At 61.5% G+C, this 18412-nt stretch carries 18 protein-coding genes and 1 tRNA gene; 11 read left to right on the forward strand and 8 right to left on the reverse strand.

Features of this window, described 5'->3' with window-relative positions; translation table 11 throughout:
• Nucleotides 1-26 precede the first annotated feature (26 nt).
• The 3 genes from M8523_RS02930 (at nucleotide 27) to M8523_RS02940 (ending at nucleotide 4003) form a co-directional block, all read left to right on the forward strand.
• On the forward strand, nucleotides 27-2630 hold the full coding sequence (locus tag M8523_RS02930; protein ID WP_282583306.1) for a hypothetical protein: 2604 nt from the start codon (nucleotides 27-29) through the stop codon (nucleotides 2628-2630).
• A gap of 304 nt (nucleotides 2631-2934) precedes the next feature.
• Complete coding sequence (nusG, locus tag M8523_RS02935) at nucleotides 2935-3531, forward strand: transcription termination/antitermination protein NusG (RefSeq protein WP_282583307.1); 597 nt, start codon at nucleotides 2935-2937, stop codon at nucleotides 3529-3531.
• Between the two features lie 259 nt (nucleotides 3532-3790).
• Nucleotides 3791-4003, forward strand: coding sequence for a hypothetical protein (locus M8523_RS02940; protein ID WP_282583308.1), 213 nt, complete (start codon nucleotides 3791-3793; stop codon nucleotides 4001-4003).
• A gap of 9 nt (nucleotides 4004-4012) precedes the next feature.
• Here the strand turns inward: M8523_RS02940 and M8523_RS02945 are convergent, their stop codons facing one another.
• The gene (locus M8523_RS02945) at nucleotides 4013-4273 is read right to left on the reverse strand and encodes a DUF1488 family protein (RefSeq protein ID WP_282583309.1); all 261 of its coding nucleotides are present in this window, start codon (nucleotides 4271-4273) and stop codon (nucleotides 4013-4015) included.
• A 354-nt stretch (nucleotides 4274-4627) separates the two neighbouring features.
• Here M8523_RS02945 and M8523_RS02950 point away from each other — a divergent pair, with 354 nt between their 5' ends.
• From M8523_RS02950 to M8523_RS02960, 3 genes are read left to right on the forward strand one after another with little or no spacing between them, the layout of a single operon-like run.
• The gene (locus tag M8523_RS02950; protein ID WP_282583310.1) at nucleotides 4628-5233 is read left to right on the forward strand and encodes a hypothetical protein; all 606 of its coding nucleotides are present in this window, start codon (nucleotides 4628-4630) and stop codon (nucleotides 5231-5233) included.
• A 31-nt stretch (nucleotides 5234-5264) separates the two neighbouring features.
• Nucleotides 5265-6029, forward strand: a complete 765-nt coding sequence (locus M8523_RS02955) for a hypothetical protein (protein WP_282583311.1) — start codon at nucleotides 5265-5267, stop codon at nucleotides 6027-6029.
• A gap of 7 nt (nucleotides 6030-6036) precedes the next feature.
• Complete coding sequence (locus M8523_RS02960; protein WP_282583312.1) at nucleotides 6037-6885, forward strand: head maturation protease, ClpP-related; 849 nt, start codon at nucleotides 6037-6039, stop codon at nucleotides 6883-6885.
• Between the two features lie 151 nt (nucleotides 6886-7036).
• Here M8523_RS02960 and M8523_RS02965 read toward each other — a convergent pair whose 3' ends face one another.
• The gene (locus M8523_RS02965; RefSeq protein WP_282583313.1) at nucleotides 7037-7408 is read right to left on the reverse strand and encodes a hypothetical protein; all 372 of its coding nucleotides are present in this window, start codon (nucleotides 7406-7408) and stop codon (nucleotides 7037-7039) included.
• A 130-nt stretch (nucleotides 7409-7538) separates the two neighbouring features.
• Between M8523_RS02965 and M8523_RS02970 the strand changes: the two genes are divergently transcribed.
• The 3 genes from M8523_RS02970 to M8523_RS02980 all read left to right on the forward strand — a co-directional run bounded on the left by M8523_RS02970 (nucleotide 7539) and on the right by M8523_RS02980 (nucleotide 12439).
• Nucleotides 7539-8612, forward strand: coding sequence for a glycine-rich domain-containing protein (locus M8523_RS02970; protein WP_282583314.1), 1074 nt, complete (start codon nucleotides 7539-7541; stop codon nucleotides 8610-8612).
• Nucleotides 8613-8712: 100 nt separating this feature from the next.
• Nucleotides 8713-9102, forward strand: coding sequence for a hypothetical protein (locus tag M8523_RS02975; RefSeq protein ID WP_282583315.1), 390 nt, complete (start codon nucleotides 8713-8715; stop codon nucleotides 9100-9102).
• Nucleotides 9103-9145: 43 nt separating this feature from the next.
• Nucleotides 9146-12439, forward strand: coding sequence for a hypothetical protein (locus M8523_RS02980; protein WP_282583316.1), 3294 nt, complete (start codon nucleotides 9146-9148; stop codon nucleotides 12437-12439).
• Here M8523_RS02980 and M8523_RS02985 read toward each other — a convergent pair.
• The 4 genes from M8523_RS02985 to M8523_RS03000 form a co-directional block, all read right to left on the reverse strand.
• The gene (locus M8523_RS02985; protein WP_282583317.1) at nucleotides 12423-12992 is read right to left on the reverse strand and encodes a VPLPA-CTERM sorting domain-containing protein; all 570 of its coding nucleotides are present in this window, start codon (nucleotides 12990-12992) and stop codon (nucleotides 12423-12425) included. The genes M8523_RS02980 and M8523_RS02985 overlap by 17 nt on opposite strands.
• 1560 nt (nucleotides 12993-14552) lie before the next feature.
• A complete protein-coding gene (locus tag M8523_RS02990; RefSeq protein WP_282583318.1) occupies nucleotides 14553-15263 on the reverse strand; it encodes a hypothetical protein in 711 nt (236 codons plus the stop codon).
• 224 nt (nucleotides 15264-15487) lie between these two features.
• The gene (locus M8523_RS02995) at nucleotides 15488-15736 is read right to left on the reverse strand and encodes a hypothetical protein (protein ID WP_282583319.1); all 249 of its coding nucleotides are present in this window, start codon (nucleotides 15734-15736) and stop codon (nucleotides 15488-15490) included.
• 139 nt (nucleotides 15737-15875) lie between these two features.
• Nucleotides 15876-16265 (reverse strand): hypothetical protein, encoded by a 390-nt coding sequence (locus tag M8523_RS03000; RefSeq protein WP_282583320.1) that lies wholly within the window; start codon nucleotides 16263-16265, stop codon nucleotides 15876-15878.
• 311 nt (nucleotides 16266-16576) lie between these two features.
• On the opposite strand from M8523_RS03000, the gene M8523_RS03005 reads away from it, so the two are divergent.
• Together M8523_RS03005 and M8523_RS03010 are read left to right on the forward strand one after the other, a co-directional pair.
• Nucleotides 16577-17041: a hypothetical protein gene (locus M8523_RS03005; protein ID WP_282583321.1), complete on the forward strand. Its 465-nt coding sequence runs from the start codon at nucleotides 16577-16579 to the stop codon at nucleotides 17039-17041.
• A gap of 30 nt (nucleotides 17042-17071) precedes the next feature.
• Nucleotides 17072-17278, forward strand: a complete 207-nt coding sequence (locus tag M8523_RS03010) for a hypothetical protein (RefSeq protein WP_282583322.1) — start codon at nucleotides 17072-17074, stop codon at nucleotides 17276-17278.
• Nucleotides 17279-17439: 161 nt separating this feature from the next.
• Here M8523_RS03010 and M8523_RS03015 read toward each other — a convergent pair whose 3' ends face one another.
• Both M8523_RS03015 and M8523_RS03020 read right to left on the reverse strand, forming a co-directional pair.
• A complete protein-coding gene (locus M8523_RS03015) occupies nucleotides 17440-18111 on the reverse strand; it encodes a hypothetical protein (RefSeq protein ID WP_282583323.1) in 672 nt (223 codons plus the stop codon).
• Between the two features lie 159 nt (nucleotides 18112-18270).
• A tRNA-Arg gene (locus tag M8523_RS03020) sits at nucleotides 18271-18347 on the reverse strand.
• Between the last annotated feature and the right edge of the window lie 65 nt (nucleotides 18348-18412).

Raw genomic sequence — 18412 nt, forward strand, 5'->3', positions numbered from 1 at the left:
ATCCCCTGGACCGTTGGGGGGCGCCCATGAGCGATCACGGTCATGCTCCGCGCCCTCAGATCGAGAAGTTCAACGGTCTGCGGCCGAGCGCCGCCGCAGAACGCCTCCAAAAATGCAAACAATGGCTGACCTGGACCTACGTATACCGGTCCGAAAAGGACAAATGGGATAAACCGCCCCATAGCGCTCGGACCGGAACTCCGGTCAGCGGTACCGATCCAGACAATTGGGATACTTACGCGGTGGCGGCCGCGACGGCGGCCCGAATGGGTTTGGCAGGAATCGGGTTCGCGCTGTCCAAAGATGACGGATTGACCGGCATCGACCTGGATGACTGCCGAGATCCGGCCACTGGTGTTGTTGCGCCTTGGGCGGCCGAGATCATCGCTCTTGGTGAAACCTATGGCGAGGTCAGTCCGTCGGGCTGTGGCATTCGCCTGTTCGCGGAAGGGAAGGTCGCGTCGGCTCTGAAGTTCGACCCCGCGGGGGTCGAGATCTACGGCACCGGGCGGTATCTGACCGTGACGGGGCGGCATGTGACCGGCACCCCCGACAAGATTGCCCCGGCCCCTCGCACGATCGACGACTTGCGCCGCCGCGTCGAGACAATGCGGAGCGCGGTTGAAGCGGAAAAGATCAAGCAGGCACCATCTCCGAAAAAGGCGAAGCGGCCAGGAAGTGATTTCTTCCGCAATGTGAACGACGCCGCGCTGGCCAACTTGCCCGCGTGGGTGCCGAACTTATTCCCCGTCGTGGCCCGCTTCGTCAGCAGCAGCGGCATCTATCGCGTTTCTTCGAACGATCTCGATCGCGACCTCGAGGAAGATCTCAGCATCACGCCAGGAGGGATCGTTGATTTCGGCGTCGCCGACATGGGAGATCCGAAGCAGGGGAAACGCACGTCCATCGATCTCGTGATTGAGCATTCGGACGTTCCAGAGGAGAAAACACCGCTTGGAGCCGCCCACTGGCTCTGCGCTCAGCTTGGTGTCGAGCCGGCTGAGGTGGGGTTCGGTCGCAACAGAGGTGCACCTGAGATAAAGGTCGTGAACGGTGCGATCCGGGAGGCGGTGGACGCTGCAGAGGATGCGCTAATCGCACTGGGTGGAGTGTTCCAGCGGGCCGACCAGATTGTGTGCCTCGGCGAGGTTCCAATGCTTACAGCGCACAGGCGGGAGGTTAGCGCACGAAGGATTCTGCCGCTCGGCGAGTACGCTCTTGGCGAGCGGCTGGCCGAGGCCGCAACCTTCATGACTTTCGACGGCCGCATCGAGGATTTCAAGGTCGTCGATCCGCCAACGAAAATTGTGCGGACAATGATGGAGCGGGCGGCACGCTGCCGCCTGCCGCAGCTTCGCAGCGTGATCAGCGCGCCAACGCTGCGCCATGATGGGTCGCTACTCTCACAACCTGGTTACGACGAGAGCACCGGCCTCTTCTTTGATCCGGCCGGCGTGGCATTTCCGACAATTGAACAGCGCCCATCACGCCAAGCGGCGCTAGTCGCTCTCGATCGGATCAAACTACTCTACGAAGGCTTCCCCTTCGTGACCGAGGCGGACCGAAGCGTGGTGCTGGTGGCCGTCGTTACAGCATGCGTCCGGCAGGCCCTCTCGACAGCGCCAATATTCGGAGCTTCATCGCCGACACCCGGAACGGGCAAGTCGAAGCTCACTGACACCTACAGCGTCGTCGCTACGGGGCGCGAGGCCGGAGTTATCGCGCAAGCCGGAAACGAGGAAGAGCTCGAAAAGCGACTCGGCGGCATGCTGCTGCAAGGGGCAAGCTTCCTAGCAATCGACAACTGCACCGCGCCAATCGAAGGGATCTTCTTGGCAATGCTGCTCACGCAGACGGAGGTTCAGGTACGCCCGCTTGGCACTTCAAGGGCGGTGGCGGTTCCCACAAATGCATTCCTCGCTGTGACGGGAAACAATCTGCTTGTGGCGGCCGATCTAACTCGACGCGTGTTAGTCAGCAAACTTGACGCGCGTGTTGAACGCCCCGAGCTGCGAAAGTTCGATTTTGATCCGGTGAAAAGGGCGAAACAGGAACGCCCGGAGCTCGTCGCCGCTGCGTTGACGATCCTCCTCGCGTTCAACCACGCCGGACGACCGGCGCAAGCCGATCCACTCGGATCGTTTGAGACGTGGTCTCGGTCTGTCAGGGACGCGCTGATCTGGCTCGGGTGCGCGGATCCCGTCGACACTATGGAGGTCGTACGCGCGGAAGATCCACGTCGTCGGGAACGTGCTGCCGTGTTGGCAAATTGGCGCGACATCATCGGGATGGATCGCATTACGACAGCGAAACTGATCGAACGTGCTGCGGCGCGAGGGCCGAGCGGCTTCCTACATCCGGAATGCCGTGAAGCGCTGCTGAGCGTCGCCGGGCAGGCAGGTTCGATCGACACGCGCCGCCTTGGCCGCTGGCTGGGCCAGAGCGCGAACGCGATCACGGACGGCGTTTGGCTCGAGCAGGTTGGTATTTCCCAAGGATCGTCGGCGTGGCGGCTCTGTTCCACAGCTCCGATTCCCTCGTCAGGTGGAGAAAAGGGGGGATTAGGGGATTTAGGGGGATTGTTTCATTCGACGTACGGAAAGTCGCAGACAGATCTGCAAGTTTTATAGGGGCGTCCAAAAGTGATCCCCCAAATCCACCATCCCCCCTTCTCTGTTTTCGCACTGGCTGGCTCAACGGCGACAGCGCGCAACCTTGCGCTGCCGAACCCTGGCGAAGTTGTGCAGCGCCGATCAACCCACCCCCAGCATTGAGGAATCCAATGACTTTGTCGGATTTCAAGGTCGAACTTAAGAATGTGATCAAGCCAGCAATGGCGGCTCTGTCTTCTGGCAAGCGCCCGGTCCTTAGCCTGAAGCGGCCGCCGGCTCTCGTGATGGAGGCGAAGCGGCGGCTGAGCCTGGGGCTCGTTCGATGACCGGCCCGTCGGAAAGTGCGTGGTTTGCGCTCCTTATCGCGCCACGATCGCTCACCCGCGTTGAGGATTATATTCAACGCGTTGGCTACGTCAGTTTCATGCCGCGGACAAAATGCATGTCGAAGCGACCGAACCGCTCGCGCGTCAGGACAACCCGGCGCACACAATCGGCGTATGTTGCTGTGGTCGTGACGGCTCCGTTGCTCCCGCGCTATCTGTTCGTCCAGCTCCCGGCTGTGGAAACGCCGTTCGGTGTTTTCGGCACGCTGCAGGCGCGCATCGCCGGCATTCAGTCATTCATCGGCACCGGTGCGGGCCCTCTCCGTATCCCTGATCTAGCGGTGGAAAGGCTCAAGTCCCGCGAGGCAGATGGCGAATTCGATGCGACCACGCGCCGCGGTCGGCGGCTGGTTGCGAAAGCTGCGTCGTGGATGACACCCGGCGCGGCTGTTCGGATCGGCACGGGTCCGTTTGCGGAGCTGGATGCACTTTTAGAAGAACTGATTGGCGCCGACCGGGCGAAAGTCTCTGTTTCGATGTTCGGACAGTCGACGATGGTGGACACCGACATCAAGCATCTTTTGAGGGTCTAGATGTCGACCACTTATAATGTTGTCACACGACAAAGTAATCGCCGCGTGATTTTTTGTGAAGAGACTTGCAATACTGCGTGAAGATGTGTATTTTGTTCCAAACGGCCTCTCGGCTGACGGTAAGTCGCGAAGATACAAGCAGGCAATCGCCTTCAACGCGGCTCCGGGTCTCCAATGAGCAATATCGTCGCTCGGGGACGCGCCATCTGAGCGCATCGGCGAAGCTATGCGGCTATGCGTTCAACCCGAGATTTCGGCCATGACTGATGCGGCAAACGATCTTGTTGGCGGCACGCGCGCGATTGCCGCAACGCTGCAGATGTCTCACAACCAGACCCGCTATCTGCTTGATCGCGGTGTGCTCCCCGTCTTTCATTTGCATCCGGCAGGAAAGAAGTTCTACGCCCGCCGAGGCGACTTGGCGCGATGGCTTGCCGACCGCGCGGCAAGCGCCGGGCAAAGCGCTGCATGACAGCGCCACTCATGTCCGAATGACGATCGCCTCGATCCAGGGGTTCCGGTGGCCCGCATCGTAGAGGCTGCTGGCGTGGCGCTCGAGGACGCCTCGGCATGCCTGAAACATTTCAAGCAGGTCCGCATCGCTCGCAGCTCGGCGATCCGCGGTCGCGGTTATTGCGGACCGGAACACATGACATCGGACGCGGTGCCCGCGCTCTTCCATTGTGAACCTCACACCAAATGCGTCGACTTCCCCCGGCTCGTCGATGTGTGTCAGTGGCATGCGAGCAATCCTGTTCGGCGCCAGCATACCAGTCGGCGCACCCATAACGCCGCCTCGCGGTCTGTCCTCCACAGAGGAATAGGCTCAGTTCGCGCTTACAGCTGACGCACACATAGCAAGGGCGTCTCGAAACTCGGTCGCTGATGACCTTCTTGCCCCGTGGTCGGCGCAGCGACGCTGATTGCTCGATGCCAGCCAGGGAGTCGCTACGGGGCGGGAAGACAACACCCTCAGTTCGAGCAAAGAAAATGCAACCACTACGGGTCCTTACCCGCCTTCGGTGCCCTGCGGGTATAGGGCTCCCGGGATGCATCTAGTTCTGAGGTCGAAAAACCGGGTGACCAGTTGACGAAAATGACGACCGGCCTCCGGGCCACGGCCCGGGCACTGAACATCGGACACAGCTACCTCTCGCGCCTAGCTGTTGAGCGAAAAGTGCCCCGAAACCCCGACCGCAGCTTCGACATCGAGGCCGTCAGAGCGGCGATCAAAGCGCAGACCGATCCCGCGTTGATCCGGCCAAAAAAGCACGCAACAGCTGGTCACCAGGTGGTCACTCAGGTGACCAGTGACCAGCCGAAACCGGTGACCACTCCAGATGACGCACGAGAAGCCGTCGCGCTGATCGCTGCCGTCCTCCAGTCCGAAGGCATCGTGCCGGACGGTCCGATCGACTATCCGGCCGCGCGGCTGGCTGAGACGATTTTGAAAGCTCGAGAGCGCGATCTTCGTCTTGCCGAACGCCGCCGGAAGCTGGTGCCGCTCGACGCCGTAAGGGCTCACATCGCGAAGAGCTTCATCAATATGCGCCGGGAAATCGAGCGCATGCCCGATCGCCACGTGGCCGAAATGGCTGCGAAGCTGGGATGCGACCAGACCGCGCTCGACCAAGAAATCCGCCGCATGATCCACGCGACCATGACCGAAATGTCCGCGCCTGCGATCCGGGTGCGCGACTGATCTCTCGAAACCTCCAACCAGAGACCGAACTATGCCCAAGCCGACCAAGCAAACGCCTCTCGACATTGCGAAAGCCGAGATCGTCACGCTGACCAAACGCGGCGCCGCGCTGGAGGCGCGCCGCGACTACGCCGTGGACGCGCTCGCCAAGGCCACGACTGCCCGCCGCAAGCTCCTGGTCGACCATGACGAACCGGACGCCGCGGCTCTTGCCGAAGCGGATCGGATGGTGCGCGAGGCCACCGATGCCGAGGGTGCGGCTCGCGACGCCCTTCGCGAGATCGACGACAGGGTCGCCCAGCTCCGCGCCGACGTGAACCGGATGCAGGATGCCGAGGCGCGCGCCACGCAGGCTCTGCAACTCGAGGCCGCCGCTGCTGCGGTCGACGCCGTCGTGGCTCGCATGAGGCATGCCGCGGCGCTGATCGGCCAAGCGCAGGCCGACCTCGCCGTGATCATCGGAGAGGCCAACGTGACCACAGCTTACGCGCCTCCCACGGAGGATCCCGATCGAAGCTGGGTCAGCTACTTGGGGATAAGATGGTACGGACCAGGCAATGATCGCGAGTACACGGATCCCCTGTCGCCCAGCGACGTCGCCGATCGCATCGCGGGACATATTGTTGCGTCGGCGCTGCCCTCCTGTGCCGTGACCACGCACAAGGAGCTGACCGACCCGCATATGAGCGGCACGCCGTATCGTTCATTGATGCCGCTTGCCGACCCGGCCGCCGTCTCCGCCCTGCTTGCCGAGCCGATCCGCGCGGCAGCGGGCAAAATCAAGCAAGCCGCGTGAGGCGACCATGCCAGTCACAACCATTTCGGGCGAATTGTATCTTGACGGCGACGTCGGCGATTGCGGCTTCGCTGACTTCTTCACCGCGAAGGAGGTCGCCCAGGCGCTCGCCGGCCTCGGCACTCGCGCACCGGCCAAGGTGCGCCTCAACAGCGGCGGCGGCATTGCCACTGAAGGGCCCGCGATTGCTGCAGCGTTCCGGGCCCACAAGCCAGGCGTGTACGTGACGATCGAGGGTGTCGCCGCTTCGGCCGCTACCATCGCGGCCTGTGCCGCCACGCGCTGCACCATTGGTTTCGGGTCGTTGTTCATGATCCACGAGGCTTCAGGCTTGACGCTCGGGCCGGCCGATTCCCATCGCGATATGGCCCAACAGCTCGACATCATGAACGACACGATGGCGGCGAGCTACGCGGCGCGCACGAAGCGACCGGCATCTGAAATGCGCGCGATGATGAAATCCGAAACGTGGATGAGCGCCGAGACCGCTGTCGCCTACGGCTTCTGCGATGCGATCGTGGGCGCGCCGAGCGATCACCCAGCCTTCGCGCGATTCGACTACGGCAAGTACAAGCACGCACCCGCTTCGATCCTGTCTCAAGCCCGGCGCGTCGGCATGGCAAAGGTATCGGCGCAGGTTGAGCAGGAGCGTGCAGCTCAGATTGCGGATGCTTGCCTCGAGGCCGGCCTGCCGGAGATGACATCCGAGCTGATCAAGGCGCCGATCTCGGTCGCTGAGGCCCGAAACCGCGCTGCGAAGGTTAGGTCCAGCAGAGAAGCCCGCGCTATGTCACGTGCTTCCATGGAAAAGATCATCCGACAACGGGGCGAGGAGCCGGTCAAGCTCCGACGCTGACAAAGATCGGGGCGTCGAGACGCGGCGCCGGCCCGTCGCGCCCTGGAAAGCCATCCCGCGCCCCATTGCTGAAGATGCGGGATGGTGGAGGCCGGCACGACAACGGCGGTCGCCTACGGGCGGCCGCCTTCCCCTCAGATCCTCGACGGTGTCAGAGCTTGCCCCGTGTCTGGGCGGAGACCTTCAGGGTCGACATCGGCTTACCGCCATGCGGCCCTCCGCCCTGTTGCTTGTCGTTCAGCTTGCGCTCCTCAGTGCGCTTCGCCACCGCTTCAGCGAGCGCCGACTTGGCTTGCTCTGCTTTCGTCTCTGCTGTGTCGTTGGCAGCGTTGGTGGTGTGGTTCCGTGATTGCTGTTGATCCATACGCGCTGTCCTGTTGCTGAAGATGGTGACGGCTTGGCTGCCTAATGGAGAAGCCAACATGGCGACAGCGCCGTGGCTTACAAGGCTGCCCTGAACCCCGTCTCTGCTTAGTGCCCTGAGATACGAGATCCCCGTGTCGTCATCGGGCGGGGTGGCCAAGTCGTGAGTGGCTCGTAACCGCGACAGCCGGCAGCCTCTTTTTCCGGGAGGCGTGGCCGGCACTCAACATTCCAACGACCCGACCCGCCTTTTCCGGCGGGTTTTTTATGCCTGAAAGGCTCAACTCACGATGAAACGATCAATCCTTTCTTCCTTGCTTCTGGCCGCCGCGCTGGGAGCCGCATCGCCGGCCATTGCGAGCGGATATTATGGCGGTGTATCGACGGTTACGGGCGGCGCCTGCTCGGCTGGTCAATATGTCATTTCGATCTCACCAGCTGGCGTGCCGACGTGCTCGACGTCGATCGATCGCCAAGTCTTCACCGCATCAGGCACGTGGGCCAAGCCTGCGTTCGGCACCCAGGTGACGCTCTTCGAGTGCGGTGGCGGCGGTGGCGGCGGTGGCGGAGGCATGCCGCCGTCTGGCACGGCCGGTTCGGGTGGCGGCGGCGGAGGCGGGGCCGAGTGCCTGACGAAGACGTTCGCCATCGCTGACCTGCCGAGCGCCACCTATGCCGTGACCGTCGGCGCGGGCGGGACACCGGGTGCGGCTGCCACGACAAGCGGCGGAAACGGTACAGCAGGCGGCGTTGGAGGCAACACCTCCTTCGCGAGCAAAATCGCCTACGGTGGTGGCGGCGGTGGAGTAGGCGCTGGAGCGGCCACGGCTTCAACCGGGGGCGGAGGCGGTTCGTTCATCGGTGTTGGCTTGACCGGCAATGCCGCAAGCGCAAGCGGCTGTACAGCAGGGGGTGGCAGCGGCGCAGCCGCAACGCAAACGATCGAGTGTGGCGGTGGCGGTGGCGGAACGTCTGCTACGCTCGCCACAGCATCGGTCGGTGCCGTGTCCTCATTCTCGGCTCCAGGCGGAAGCTCGGGCGGCGGCCTGACGTCAGCGGGAGTCGCAGCCAACGGTAGCGCGGGCCAACGCGGCCAAGGTTGCGGTGCGGGGCCATCTACGGGCACGACGAGCACAACAGTCGCTGGCAATGGCGGCAACGCGACGGCGGATCAGGCCTACGGCATTGGGTGTGGCGGCGCTGGCGGAGGCTCGACCTCGGCCACGTCTGGCGGCACCTCGGGCAACGGTGGCAACGGCTTCAACGGCAGCGGCGCCGGCGGCGGCGGTGCGGCCTTGTTCGGCAATACGGCAGGCAATGGCGGAACGGGCGGCAGCGGTTTCGTGGTCATCGTCACGAACTGAACCGCGGTCGTTATCCGTCGGCATAGTAGGCCCGATCACTTGAAATCCCTTCCACCCAGCCCGGCCGTCGTGCCGGGCTTTTTCCTGCTTGGAGCTCACCATGTTCCGATCCCTAGTCGCGGCCTGCTTTCTGGCGTCGTTCGCCCCGCCTGCGATCGCAGGCACCTTCAACGGCGTGGCATATCCGGTCGATCCGCGGGAAACCTGTGACAGCCTCGCCGAAGGCCGTGCAGCGATGCAGGTTCTAGCCTCGAACCATCACACGACGGTCTTCTACCTCGAAGGAGACCAGGCACACCGTTTCATCGCGGCGATCAACCCACCCGGCTCGAAAATCGTGCTCGAGGCGGACTACGTCGCGGTGTTCCAGGAGCCGGCTTTCCAGTCGGGCTACGTGTGGATCGCCAACCTCCTGTGCGGAGGGTTCGGAACCGGGTTCCCGATGCGCCTGCCTGACCTGAAGGCCGCGCTTGCCAAGGCCCAGCACTGACCAGCGCCGGCGACTACCTCCTCAATTTCCGGGATTCAGAAACATGAAGTTTGACACCCTTCGATTCGCGCTCGTGCGCCTGCGCCGCTGGATGCAGAGCCGGAAGCATTCTGGAGCCGCTGCTCACGGTCGAGGTATCAGCCGACGGGCCGCACTCGCACTCACGGCGGGCGCTGTCTTTGGACCGCAGCCCGCTGACGCGGGAATGGGAGTGTGGATCCGCACGAAAAAGCCAGGGGCCGCGCCGCTCACGTCGACGATTCCTGCCCACTACAACTATCCGCAGTATCCGACATCGAACGGCGATGGGTTCTTCCACGCCCAATTTCCTGCCTTCAGCACGGGTCCGAACGGCACACCGCTTCTTCTCGATACCAGCCTTATCAACCAGGGCGGCACAGGCACGCTTACCGATAGCTTGACGGATGCCGGTGTCGGAGTTGGCGACAGCAGCGGTTTTGCAGGCGTGTTGAGCACCGCGAATGGCGTCACCATCGCGGAACTGATGCTCACCGATCATCATCGGTTTCGCGTTCGCACGTCCGGCGCGGCCAGGATCATGAATTGGGTTCAGACCCTCGGCAACCAGACGCTCGTTCAGCAGATCATGCTGACGCTTGATGCGACGCTCGCGCGGGTGTGGGATCAGTCGCTCGCATCAAGGGTAAGCCAAAACAGCACGACGCTGGCCTACCATTCCTTGACCTTGACGCAGGCCAATTTTCCGATCGTGTCAGGCGTCTATGTGCGCCCCGGCGGCTGGGCTGGGCTCACCCACTTCGTCGGCGTGCCAGACGCGCGCCGCATCGCCGGGCTCAAGAAGGTCGTCACTGGCACGCCTGGCGAGGGGACTGCGCAAGCCCCTGGAACACAGCAGATCATCCCCGAGCTTGCGGCTTATTTTCAGGTCTATGCGCAGGGTTATGGCAACCCAAATACCCAAGGGAAAGGCAACGGCGTCGATACATTCACGACGCTGCATACTCTGCAATCGCCCCCGGCAGGATTTACGTTTGACGGCTACGATTTCGGGGACGTGATTACAGAGCTCAACCACAATGGGTTCAAATTCACGAACACTTATTTCGGCAGCCGGCAGCTCGGGCTCTATGCCAATTTCCCTGGCGTCAATTTCACGATCCTGAATGTCCGAACCGGAGATGACGGCGACACCGACATGTCGCATCTCTATGCCGACAACCTCGATGCTTTGCTCGCGCTTCATGCAAGCACGGCCGTCAACGGGTTCGGAATCTATGGCCGGCTGATCATTCCCTCTGCTCCGAGCACCTATGCGGATCAGAGCTGGAATCCGTTCATGAGCACGACGCAGACAAACCTGAACGTCACGCTGCTCGACATCCTGACGAATTCGCAAGGCCACAAATACATCAAGCTCAACGTCACCGTCCCGACGAACAACATCACCGGCGGGCTGCCGCCTGGATTGAACTGCAACCTGTCGTACGGGCTAACAACCGACTCTCGAAATCCCAATGGGATAGGGACCTTCGGGAACATGGACCGGGGCCTGCATGTGATCGGGATCGCCCCAGGTGTCTCGGCAGGCTTCGTAAGCTGCACGCTCGATGGCCTCGTCCCCGGGGCGAAATACGGCCAATCCGGGCTGAATGCTCTCACCGTTGCCGCGACCGGTGGTTTCGGCCCGGACGACGATGGCACCGGCCACTTCCTTGGGATGCAGAGCTGTGCCGTCGTCGACTCGCCTCAAGACAATCTCGACATCAATCAGGGGATCATCGACGACACGGCGATCATTTCAGGAACGCTCGCTGACGGCAGTCATGTCGACAACATCCAGGTTCTGCAGATCGGCGCTCCAAACCAGACCTACTTCAACCAGCGGCCAAGCCTGAAGATGCGGAACGGCTGCGTCGTCGCAAACCTTCCGCGCTACGCCACGGCAGGGGATCTGATCGACCCCATCATCAACGGTCAGTCGACAAACCCCTATCTGGCGATCCTGCAGGCCACTCAGATGAGGGTCGGCGGTGAAGATGCAGACATCTATTTCGAACTCGGCAAGCAAAGCGGCGGGCAGGCAAACTACGGGGATTGTACCGCGACCGATTGCCTGCTTCAGGGCGGCACCTACGCGATCTTGATCTCGACCCTGATCGCGACATCCGCCAAGTTCACGCGGTCCAACCCTATGTCCGTTTTCCTGGACACGCCCAACGCCACCGGATACGCGCCGGGCGGCACCGGAGCAAATGGCATCGGAGGCCAGATCGCATTCATGCCGGGGTCGCTTCCGCCGGCTATCACCCCTCACAAGCTCTACACGGTGGCCGGGTTCAGCTATGCCTTCGTGTTCAGCATCCCCACCAACACGACGCACGATCTTGCCGTCGGGGACATCCTGATCGTGACCGGCGGCACCCTGGTGGCGGGTGGCCTTGGGGCAGCGACTTTCGCGGTCGCGAGTGTGGATGGAACAGGCAAAGCTCTGACTTTGAACGTGGTCAACCCCGGGCAATACACGACGGCAGCGCGAGCCGGCGCTCCGACCTTCAGCATGGCCATTCAATCGGCCGCAAGCAGCAGTGCGGGTGGTACGCTCACGGCGTCTCAGACATGGGTTTACAACGCCTTAGTGCTGAAGGATCCGGCGACCGGAAGCTTTGTCGATACCAGCGCGAGTTCGACCGGCACCGGTTATGTGGCGGGCGCCTTCTTCAAGGCCATTTCAACCGGGCTGATCTCGGCGAACAACAACTTCGTGACGGATGTTCCGGCGACCCTGGCAAGCAAGCTGACGAGCGTCTCGCTCGACGCCAATAACAAGCCGTACCCGCAGATGAACAACGTCTCGGCGTACAACAATCGCTGGCTCTATGCGGCGCCGGCGACGGAACCCACGTCAGATCCGGCGACCGGGGTCAGCGGCTATCCGCTGGTCACGACGCAGGTCTTGTCGACGCGAGCTCCCTCGATCAATCCGCCGCCTACGCCGATCACATCGCTTGTCGCGGCGGCCGCAAGCGCAACGCAGATGCGGCTCACCTTCGTGCCGGACGGTAACGCGAGGCTCTCGCCGGATGGCGCCCTCAACCCGTCGGGCTATCAGTATGTCTTGCGACAGACCGGCGGCGCGTGGCCTATCGATGGAAGCGGCAACATCGTTTGGTCGAACCTACCGGCCGTCTCCAGCTCTGGCAGCAATGTGACGGCGGTGCTGCCCGACGTCCTCACATCGAACCAGAGCTACGATGTCATGGTGCGTGGCGTGAACGCCTATGACAGCCCGAACCAGATCCCGATGCAGTTCGCAGCGAACAGCAACGTGCCCTCGGTGATTATGCCTGCGGCGTGACGACCTTTCCTCGGCGGCGCGCATAGGCCAAGCAGCCAAGGGTTAATAGGGCAGATCCGAAGAGCGGGGCGGAGGCCGGCAGCGGGACTTGAGAAATTGTCAGGGTAGCGTTGCTGTAGAATACCTGAGGCGCCGCGTAGCCAGTCTCTTCTTGCCCATCGGAATAATTATAATATGTATAGGACTCATAATCTATATTACCCCCGACCACATAGTAGTTTGAAGTACCAACGCCGATCTGCTTGTTTCCGTCGATTTCACCATACCACAAATATAACCCTGCTTGGTCTTGGGGATATACATTCGACCCGATCCTAACGATTGAATCACCGTATGAATTGGTTGCGCTAAAATTTAGGGGATCACCCATGAAGTTGAAATAATACGTGTAGGCAAACGGCGGGCCAAAGGTATCGTATCCAGGTTCATTGATCTCCGAACTTCCAGAAAAATCAAGCTCAGCTCTATAGCTGGTTGCGTTCGCTTGGGTCGTCACCATCAAGCCACACGCCATCACCGCCGCAACCGCAGCGCCCAAAACCGCCTTCTTCACGAGCTCTCTCCCTGGCGGGGCCATCCGCCGTGTGGGGAGACTGCGTTAACCATGCGTAATGTGTAAAGGGCCTCGAGAGCGCTTGAACTCTGGCGGGGTATGCGTGCGACGGACGGTGTGTCTGCGCTGCCACCGGGCGGACATGGCCTCGATAGGCGGCCGGTGTGGCGCTGGCATGGGCTCGACTCACTCCACCGCGTCGTGACACTATTCCGATGCGGCAGGACGCTCTTCATGCCGCAACCTACACCCGGCGTGTTCCGCGTTACGCGCCCGGTGTCTTCCCTGTAAGCGAACTTGCATTGGTGGCCTGGAGCTTTCACTGACTTTTCAGGAAAGGGTCGTCGCCTCTGAGGGTGATCGCCCGCGCCCGTAGCTCACACTGTGGGCATTTGCGTTCGGACGGGCGACGTTCTCCCGGGCCGACGGGAGCCCAGCCCTCTGCAAATCCTCGCTGTCCGGATCACCTGGCTTGCACGCCCTAGGGCAAAACCCACCACAGCGCCAGGCCCAAGATCCCTATCAGGATGACAGCCCATACCGCGCCAGTTGCCAGGCCGGCAATCACCATAGCCAAAGCCAGCGTGGATCTGTCGGGCAAGTGCCCGACCAATGCTTGCTTCCATGTCATCGATCGCCCCCCAGCGCTCGACTTCTGAAACTGCATCTCGCGTGCCAAGGCGAACCACAGCACCGAACCATGCCGAAAAAGCTAAAGCACGGCGTCGGGTGCTTGTCGCCTCCCTTTTAACCATGCCGGCATTCTGTTCGGCGGCCGTTCAGTTCCGGCATGACACTCGCTGCCTGCGCTCATCAGGGCTCGTTGGGCTTCACATGTCGGACAACATTGTCCCAGTTCAAGACAAGAAAGAAACGGCCACAGACGCGCGCCGCGTTCCATGGATCGGGATCATGCTTGTGCTCTGCGGATCACTGCTGACCATCTTCTGGGCCGCCGGCTTGCTTTGGGCAGTGCTCGTGGTTCTGGAATTGGTCTGGAGATGGCTCTAGTCGACGTCCATCTCCGGTGCGACGTAGAGCAGGTAGGCGAGAATGGCCAAGCCGGCGCATACGGCGCCTACAAAAATGATCATCGCCACTCCCCCCGGAGTTTCCAGGCAATCTGGTCAAGCGCCGATTGCTTGAGACCAGGATAGGTAAAACTTTGATCTGGTCAAACGCTGATCACCACGTCGGGCGCGGGCAGTCAGCCTGACGCAAGGCTCCCGCGGCAGCCTTCACACCAAGCCGGACCGATCTGTCCCGGGCGGTCCGGCCCACCAGGCACTTGCGTGCCGACGCGCCGCCATCCGCCCCTAGGCGGTACGCGGCGGCGCGTCAGCCTGGCCACAATGCTGGATGAGGGTTGACGGTAGGTGAACGGGATCTCCGCCGCCTACGCGGCCCAAGGCGATGCATTGCTGATCGAGGGCCAGGCCAGGATATGGCTTGCTGATGAGTACGACGCTGCGCACGAGAACACTCGCAGCTCTCGCCACAGGTGTCTCGCGTTGACTTGCCTGCCTACTGACCGCGGCCAGGAGGCTTTAACAAGCGGTGTCAGGCTGCGGCAGCAGCCTTCTTGCGCTTGGCCGCATAGCTGAAGCCGGCGAGGCCGAACAGAGCGGCGCCGAACATGGGGGCGGAAGACGGAAGCGGGACTGCCGACACTCCGCTTGTGTAATCTAAGACGTCGGTCCCGTCGGTAACCGCAACCCCGTAATTCAGGCCGCCGGGCGTATTTCCGTTGCTCCAGAGGTTCACGGCATCACCGCCGGCAATTGTGAACACCAGGCCGTAGATGTCGAACGCGCCACCGTGGAACGGATAGTCGGTCGCGGTCTGCGGCGATCCGCTTGGATAGAATAGATTGTCGTAGTGAAGCCCCGGTGAGGGGTGTCCGGAGCCATCATCAACGCCATTGGCAACAGTGAAGAGGCTAAAACGAGCGGGCGCAAGCAGGTTGCCATGCTCCGGGTCCACCTGATTTAATTTTGCAAATCCGGTTATGGTTGCATTCGTGATGCCAAGCCCGTTGTTGGTGTCGGAAAACGTGCCGCTTACCGAGTTGATAGTATACGAGCCAACAGGGTCGTACTGATTCGGCGAAGTACCCAACGGGCCGGTATTCAGATCGGGTGAGACTGTAAGGGTCAACGCGGCAGCCACACCTGGACCGCTAAAGCTCAGGTTCAGCGTCTGCGCTTGTGAGATGCTTGGGATCATAACCGCCGTCGCTACGGCCAAGCCCGCCCAAAGACTGCTTTTCATGCGCCTCCTCCCTTTTATTCGCAATTCGCACTTTTTCGAATTGGGAACCCAGTTACGTTGGAGGCATGACAAATTGTCAATCTTGGTTAACTACGAAGCGCCGGGAGCACTCGGGTCGGCCGTGTGGTCCGCCATCCTTCCCGCACCCGGGCGTCGCTCCGCCAGACTATTGCGGTCGCTACGCGCCACCTGGGTGCTCGGTTTTGGACGCTTGCCGGCGGGCCTTACGGCTCGCTCGCCGCCAGAGTGGCAATGAGGTCTAGAAGCGCACCCTGTGCCGGACTTTTTTCATGAAGAAAGTCCGGCAAGCTCAGAATGAACGCTGTTTCGCTCGTGGCATGCGACGTGTCGTGCTCGGTTGTTTGCAGGTGAAGGACATGGACCGGCATGGACCCATGTTCCAGATCGTGCACAAGAAAGAACCGAGAGCCGATCTCGCCATCGCCTTCTTTATAAAACTCGCGTTGTGACATTGGCTGCATCTCTCCGGGGCCTTCTTCGCAAGTCAGCAGACTAGTCCGTTCCCGGCTCTCATGCCATGGCGATGCAACGCTCGAATTGACCAAGGTCGTCTGAGATGGCTTTTCGCTGGCTAGGGCCTAGCAGCCATCATCATGGTTCGGCCAGCTCCGAAGGTCCGAAGGCCTCAGGGAACTCGGCACGGTACAGCGCCATGGTCGCGTCGAGGGCGACCAAGAGGCGCACGCAAGAACCGTCAGGAAATTCTACGAGAAGATCGGACGGCATCGCGCCAAGAAGGCCGAAGGGAAACATTGGTGAGTACGACAAGACCCGATGCTTGTCAGTGTCGAAACCGGGTAGCTTCTTGATCGTGCCGTGCTTCGAGGCGAGGGCGAAGTTATTCACGGCGTTAAAGCCCGGGTGAGATGGGCAGATACATTTCTTGAACGCATCTATTGCGTCCATCCCAGCCTGCGTCGTGGCGTTCCGGTACTGCATCACGAAATCCACCACGTGCAACACCGCCATGCTGGCAAGCATGCCTCGGCGTAGGTCCGTGCGGTGCCGCCGAAACTCCTCGAGCGTAGGCTCCACAACGCGTGACACGTACTCGGCTGCGGTCATCATGGCGTTTGAGCTTTCCGCAGGCGCACGCCGGGCCCGTCCCCATTCTCGGGTACGAACACCACGCCGGCTGCCCAAAGTTGTCTCTTTTGTCGGGCTATGTCGTACGACAAAAGCTATTATCTTCAATGGCTTGACTGTGGCTAGGCTCCGGCGCATTATGACGGCACCGGCAAGGAATTGCAGTTCCTCACCGGGCCTAACCACCAAACGAAAGGCCTCGTCTCATGGCTACCCAAATCCTTACCACGCCCTTCGGCGTGTACGACACCACTTTGCCGAACCACACCCCCGCCGATCCGATCGCCTTCGCGATTGCCCAGCACCGCCGCGCCTATGCGGCCGTCCTGGCCACACGCGAACGCTCGTGGGCCCTGCACGAGCTGTTCGACCCCCAGCACGAGATGGAGCAGCACGACGAGATCCGCGAGGCGCTGACCACCATCCATGGGCCGCACGCGCCCGAAGAGATCGCCACCTACTTCGCGGCCGATGCCGCCGCCAATGCCGCGGGTTGGGACGAGGACGAGGCTTGGACCCGGTTCACCGCGTTGGTGCCAGGGTCAGGCCAGGAGCTTGCCATGTGGCTGGATTACACGATCGAGCACGCCGACAAGCAGGACACGGGCGTGACGTTACAGCGGGCCCTTCGGCACGTGGCGGCCATGCTGGGGGATCGGCTGGCGGCTTGAGATTTTCGATTTTTATCAGGAGAGACGTGCATGATCTTGATTGACGAGCCCCTTAGCGACGAGCTGACTAGCGTTGCCAGAAAAGCACTATTCCGCCAGCGCAACGATAGCGAATCGGCGCAGCAATTGCTCACCGAACTGCTGAAGCAAAGCGACGATCTTAGATCACAACTGGCAGGAATGATCATTAGATCGGTTCAACGCGACACCGTCCTAAAAGGCGGGATCGCCGTCTAGGTCGCAAGATTCGGCGCGGTGCCCCTGATCGTATCGGCCACATAGGACGGCGCAAGGTGAGCGTAGTGCTTGTCCACCATTCGCGTGTCGGTGTGGCCGAGCGCTTGAGCAAAGACGATCAGGGGCGCGCCGGCAGATTGTTGCCAGCCTCCAGCACCTACTCAGCAATTACTGAACACGTGGCGCACGAGGACGCTCAAAATGCCTTTGGCGTCGCCAAGCGACATAGGTACTTCCGGAGGCGGAAACTGCCGGTTGGCATGTCTCGCGATCGTGTTGGCTGTACGCTTCAGCAGCTTGATTCGGCTGGTTGGTACAATCTCGGCCGCCGTTAGCCCACGTTCGCCACCAAAGATCCTCTCGATGCATTCGATTGCTTTGTAGATGTCAAACCAGTTGTCGGCTCGCGACGCATAAACGAGCAGGTCGGAGCGGTCGGGGTCAGCTTCAGCGCTGCCCAACCAATTCTGCACTACGCTGGGGATCTGTGGTTGCCTTTCAGCGCCAACGGTCAGCGTGGCCGAAACTCGGGAACGAGCGTTAACGGTGCCGGCTAGGTGGACGTGATGGTTGATTGAACCGTCGGCTAGCAGCTCTAGCACCGCTCCGAGTGTAACCCTTTCACCCCCGGGATTGCTCGCGAGCAAGGCGCCGTTGATCAGCTCGACAAGGAAAGTCGCGGCATCAATAATCTGGGCCGGGTCAGCGAGACTGTCGAATGAGATGGATCGAAGGACGTGTTCGTCTCGAACCTTCACAACCCAAGGGTTCGCCCCCGTGGGTAGCGCTTGCAACCACGCATCCAAATCGAAAGGGTGGCCGGTCAGTACCACTCCCCACTCTGATTGGGTCTCAGGCATCGTTCAGCGGTGGTCCAAGACACATTGTCGGAGTAGGTCGAACCGGGAAGCTGTGGATAACTCCCAGCTTCCCATGCGCTTCCCAATCGCCATCTATGGGAAGCACCAATCCGGCTAAGTATCTGATTTCATTGGCGCGCCCGGAGAGATTCGAACTCCCGACACCCAGATTCGAAGTCTGGTACTCTATCCAGCTGAGCTACGGGCGCGCGGTTCACTGAGGTCGGCCAATTCTGCGCCGCCGAACAGGACACTAAAGGAGCGGGGCGTCGTC

The organism is Lichenifustis flavocetrariae, from assembly GCF_026130545.1.
GTDB classification, from domain to species: domain Bacteria; phylum Pseudomonadota; class Alphaproteobacteria; order Rhizobiales; family Beijerinckiaceae; genus Lichenihabitans; species Lichenihabitans flavocetrariae.

Bases quoted from the DNA above. Each gene is read 5' to 3' on its own strand.
- M8523_RS02930 (WP_282583306.1), top strand. From the start codon at position 27: ATGAGCGATCACGGTCATGCTCCGCGCCCTCAGATCGAGAAGTTCAAC.
- nusG (WP_282583307.1), top strand. From the start codon at position 2,935: ATGACCGGCCCGTCGGAAAGTGCGTGGTTTGCGCTCCTTATCGCGCCA.
- M8523_RS02940 (WP_282583308.1), top strand. From the start codon at position 3,791: ATGACTGATGCGGCAAACGATCTTGTTGGCGGCACGCGCGCGATTGCC.
- M8523_RS02945 (WP_282583309.1), bottom strand. From the start codon at position 4,273: ATGCCACTGACACACATCGACGAGCCGGGGGAAGTCGACGCATTTGGT.
- M8523_RS02950 (WP_282583310.1), top strand. From the start codon at position 4,628: ATGACGACCGGCCTCCGGGCCACGGCCCGGGCACTGAACATCGGACAC.
- M8523_RS02955 (WP_282583311.1), top strand. From the start codon at position 5,265: ATGCCCAAGCCGACCAAGCAAACGCCTCTCGACATTGCGAAAGCCGAG.
- M8523_RS02960 (WP_282583312.1), top strand. From the start codon at position 6,037: ATGCCAGTCACAACCATTTCGGGCGAATTGTATCTTGACGGCGACGTC.
- M8523_RS02970 (WP_282583314.1), top strand. From the start codon at position 7,539: ATGAAACGATCAATCCTTTCTTCCTTGCTTCTGGCCGCCGCGCTGGGA.
- M8523_RS02975 (WP_282583315.1), top strand. From the start codon at position 8,713: ATGTTCCGATCCCTAGTCGCGGCCTGCTTTCTGGCGTCGTTCGCCCCG.
- M8523_RS02980 (WP_282583316.1), top strand. From the start codon at position 9,146: ATGAAGTTTGACACCCTTCGATTCGCGCTCGTGCGCCTGCGCCGCTGG.
- M8523_RS02990 (WP_282583318.1), bottom strand. From the start codon at position 15,263: ATGAAAAGCAGTCTTTGGGCGGGCTTGGCCGTAGCGACGGCGGTTATG.
- M8523_RS02995 (WP_282583319.1), bottom strand. From the start codon at position 15,736: ATGTCACAACGCGAGTTTTATAAAGAAGGCGATGGCGAGATCGGCTCT.
- M8523_RS03000 (WP_282583320.1), bottom strand. From the start codon at position 16,265: ATGCTTGCCAGCATGGCGGTGTTGCACGTGGTGGATTTCGTGATGCAG.
- M8523_RS03005 (WP_282583321.1), top strand. From the start codon at position 16,577: ATGGCTACCCAAATCCTTACCACGCCCTTCGGCGTGTACGACACCACT.
- M8523_RS03010 (WP_282583322.1), top strand. From the start codon at position 17,072: ATGATCTTGATTGACGAGCCCCTTAGCGACGAGCTGACTAGCGTTGCC.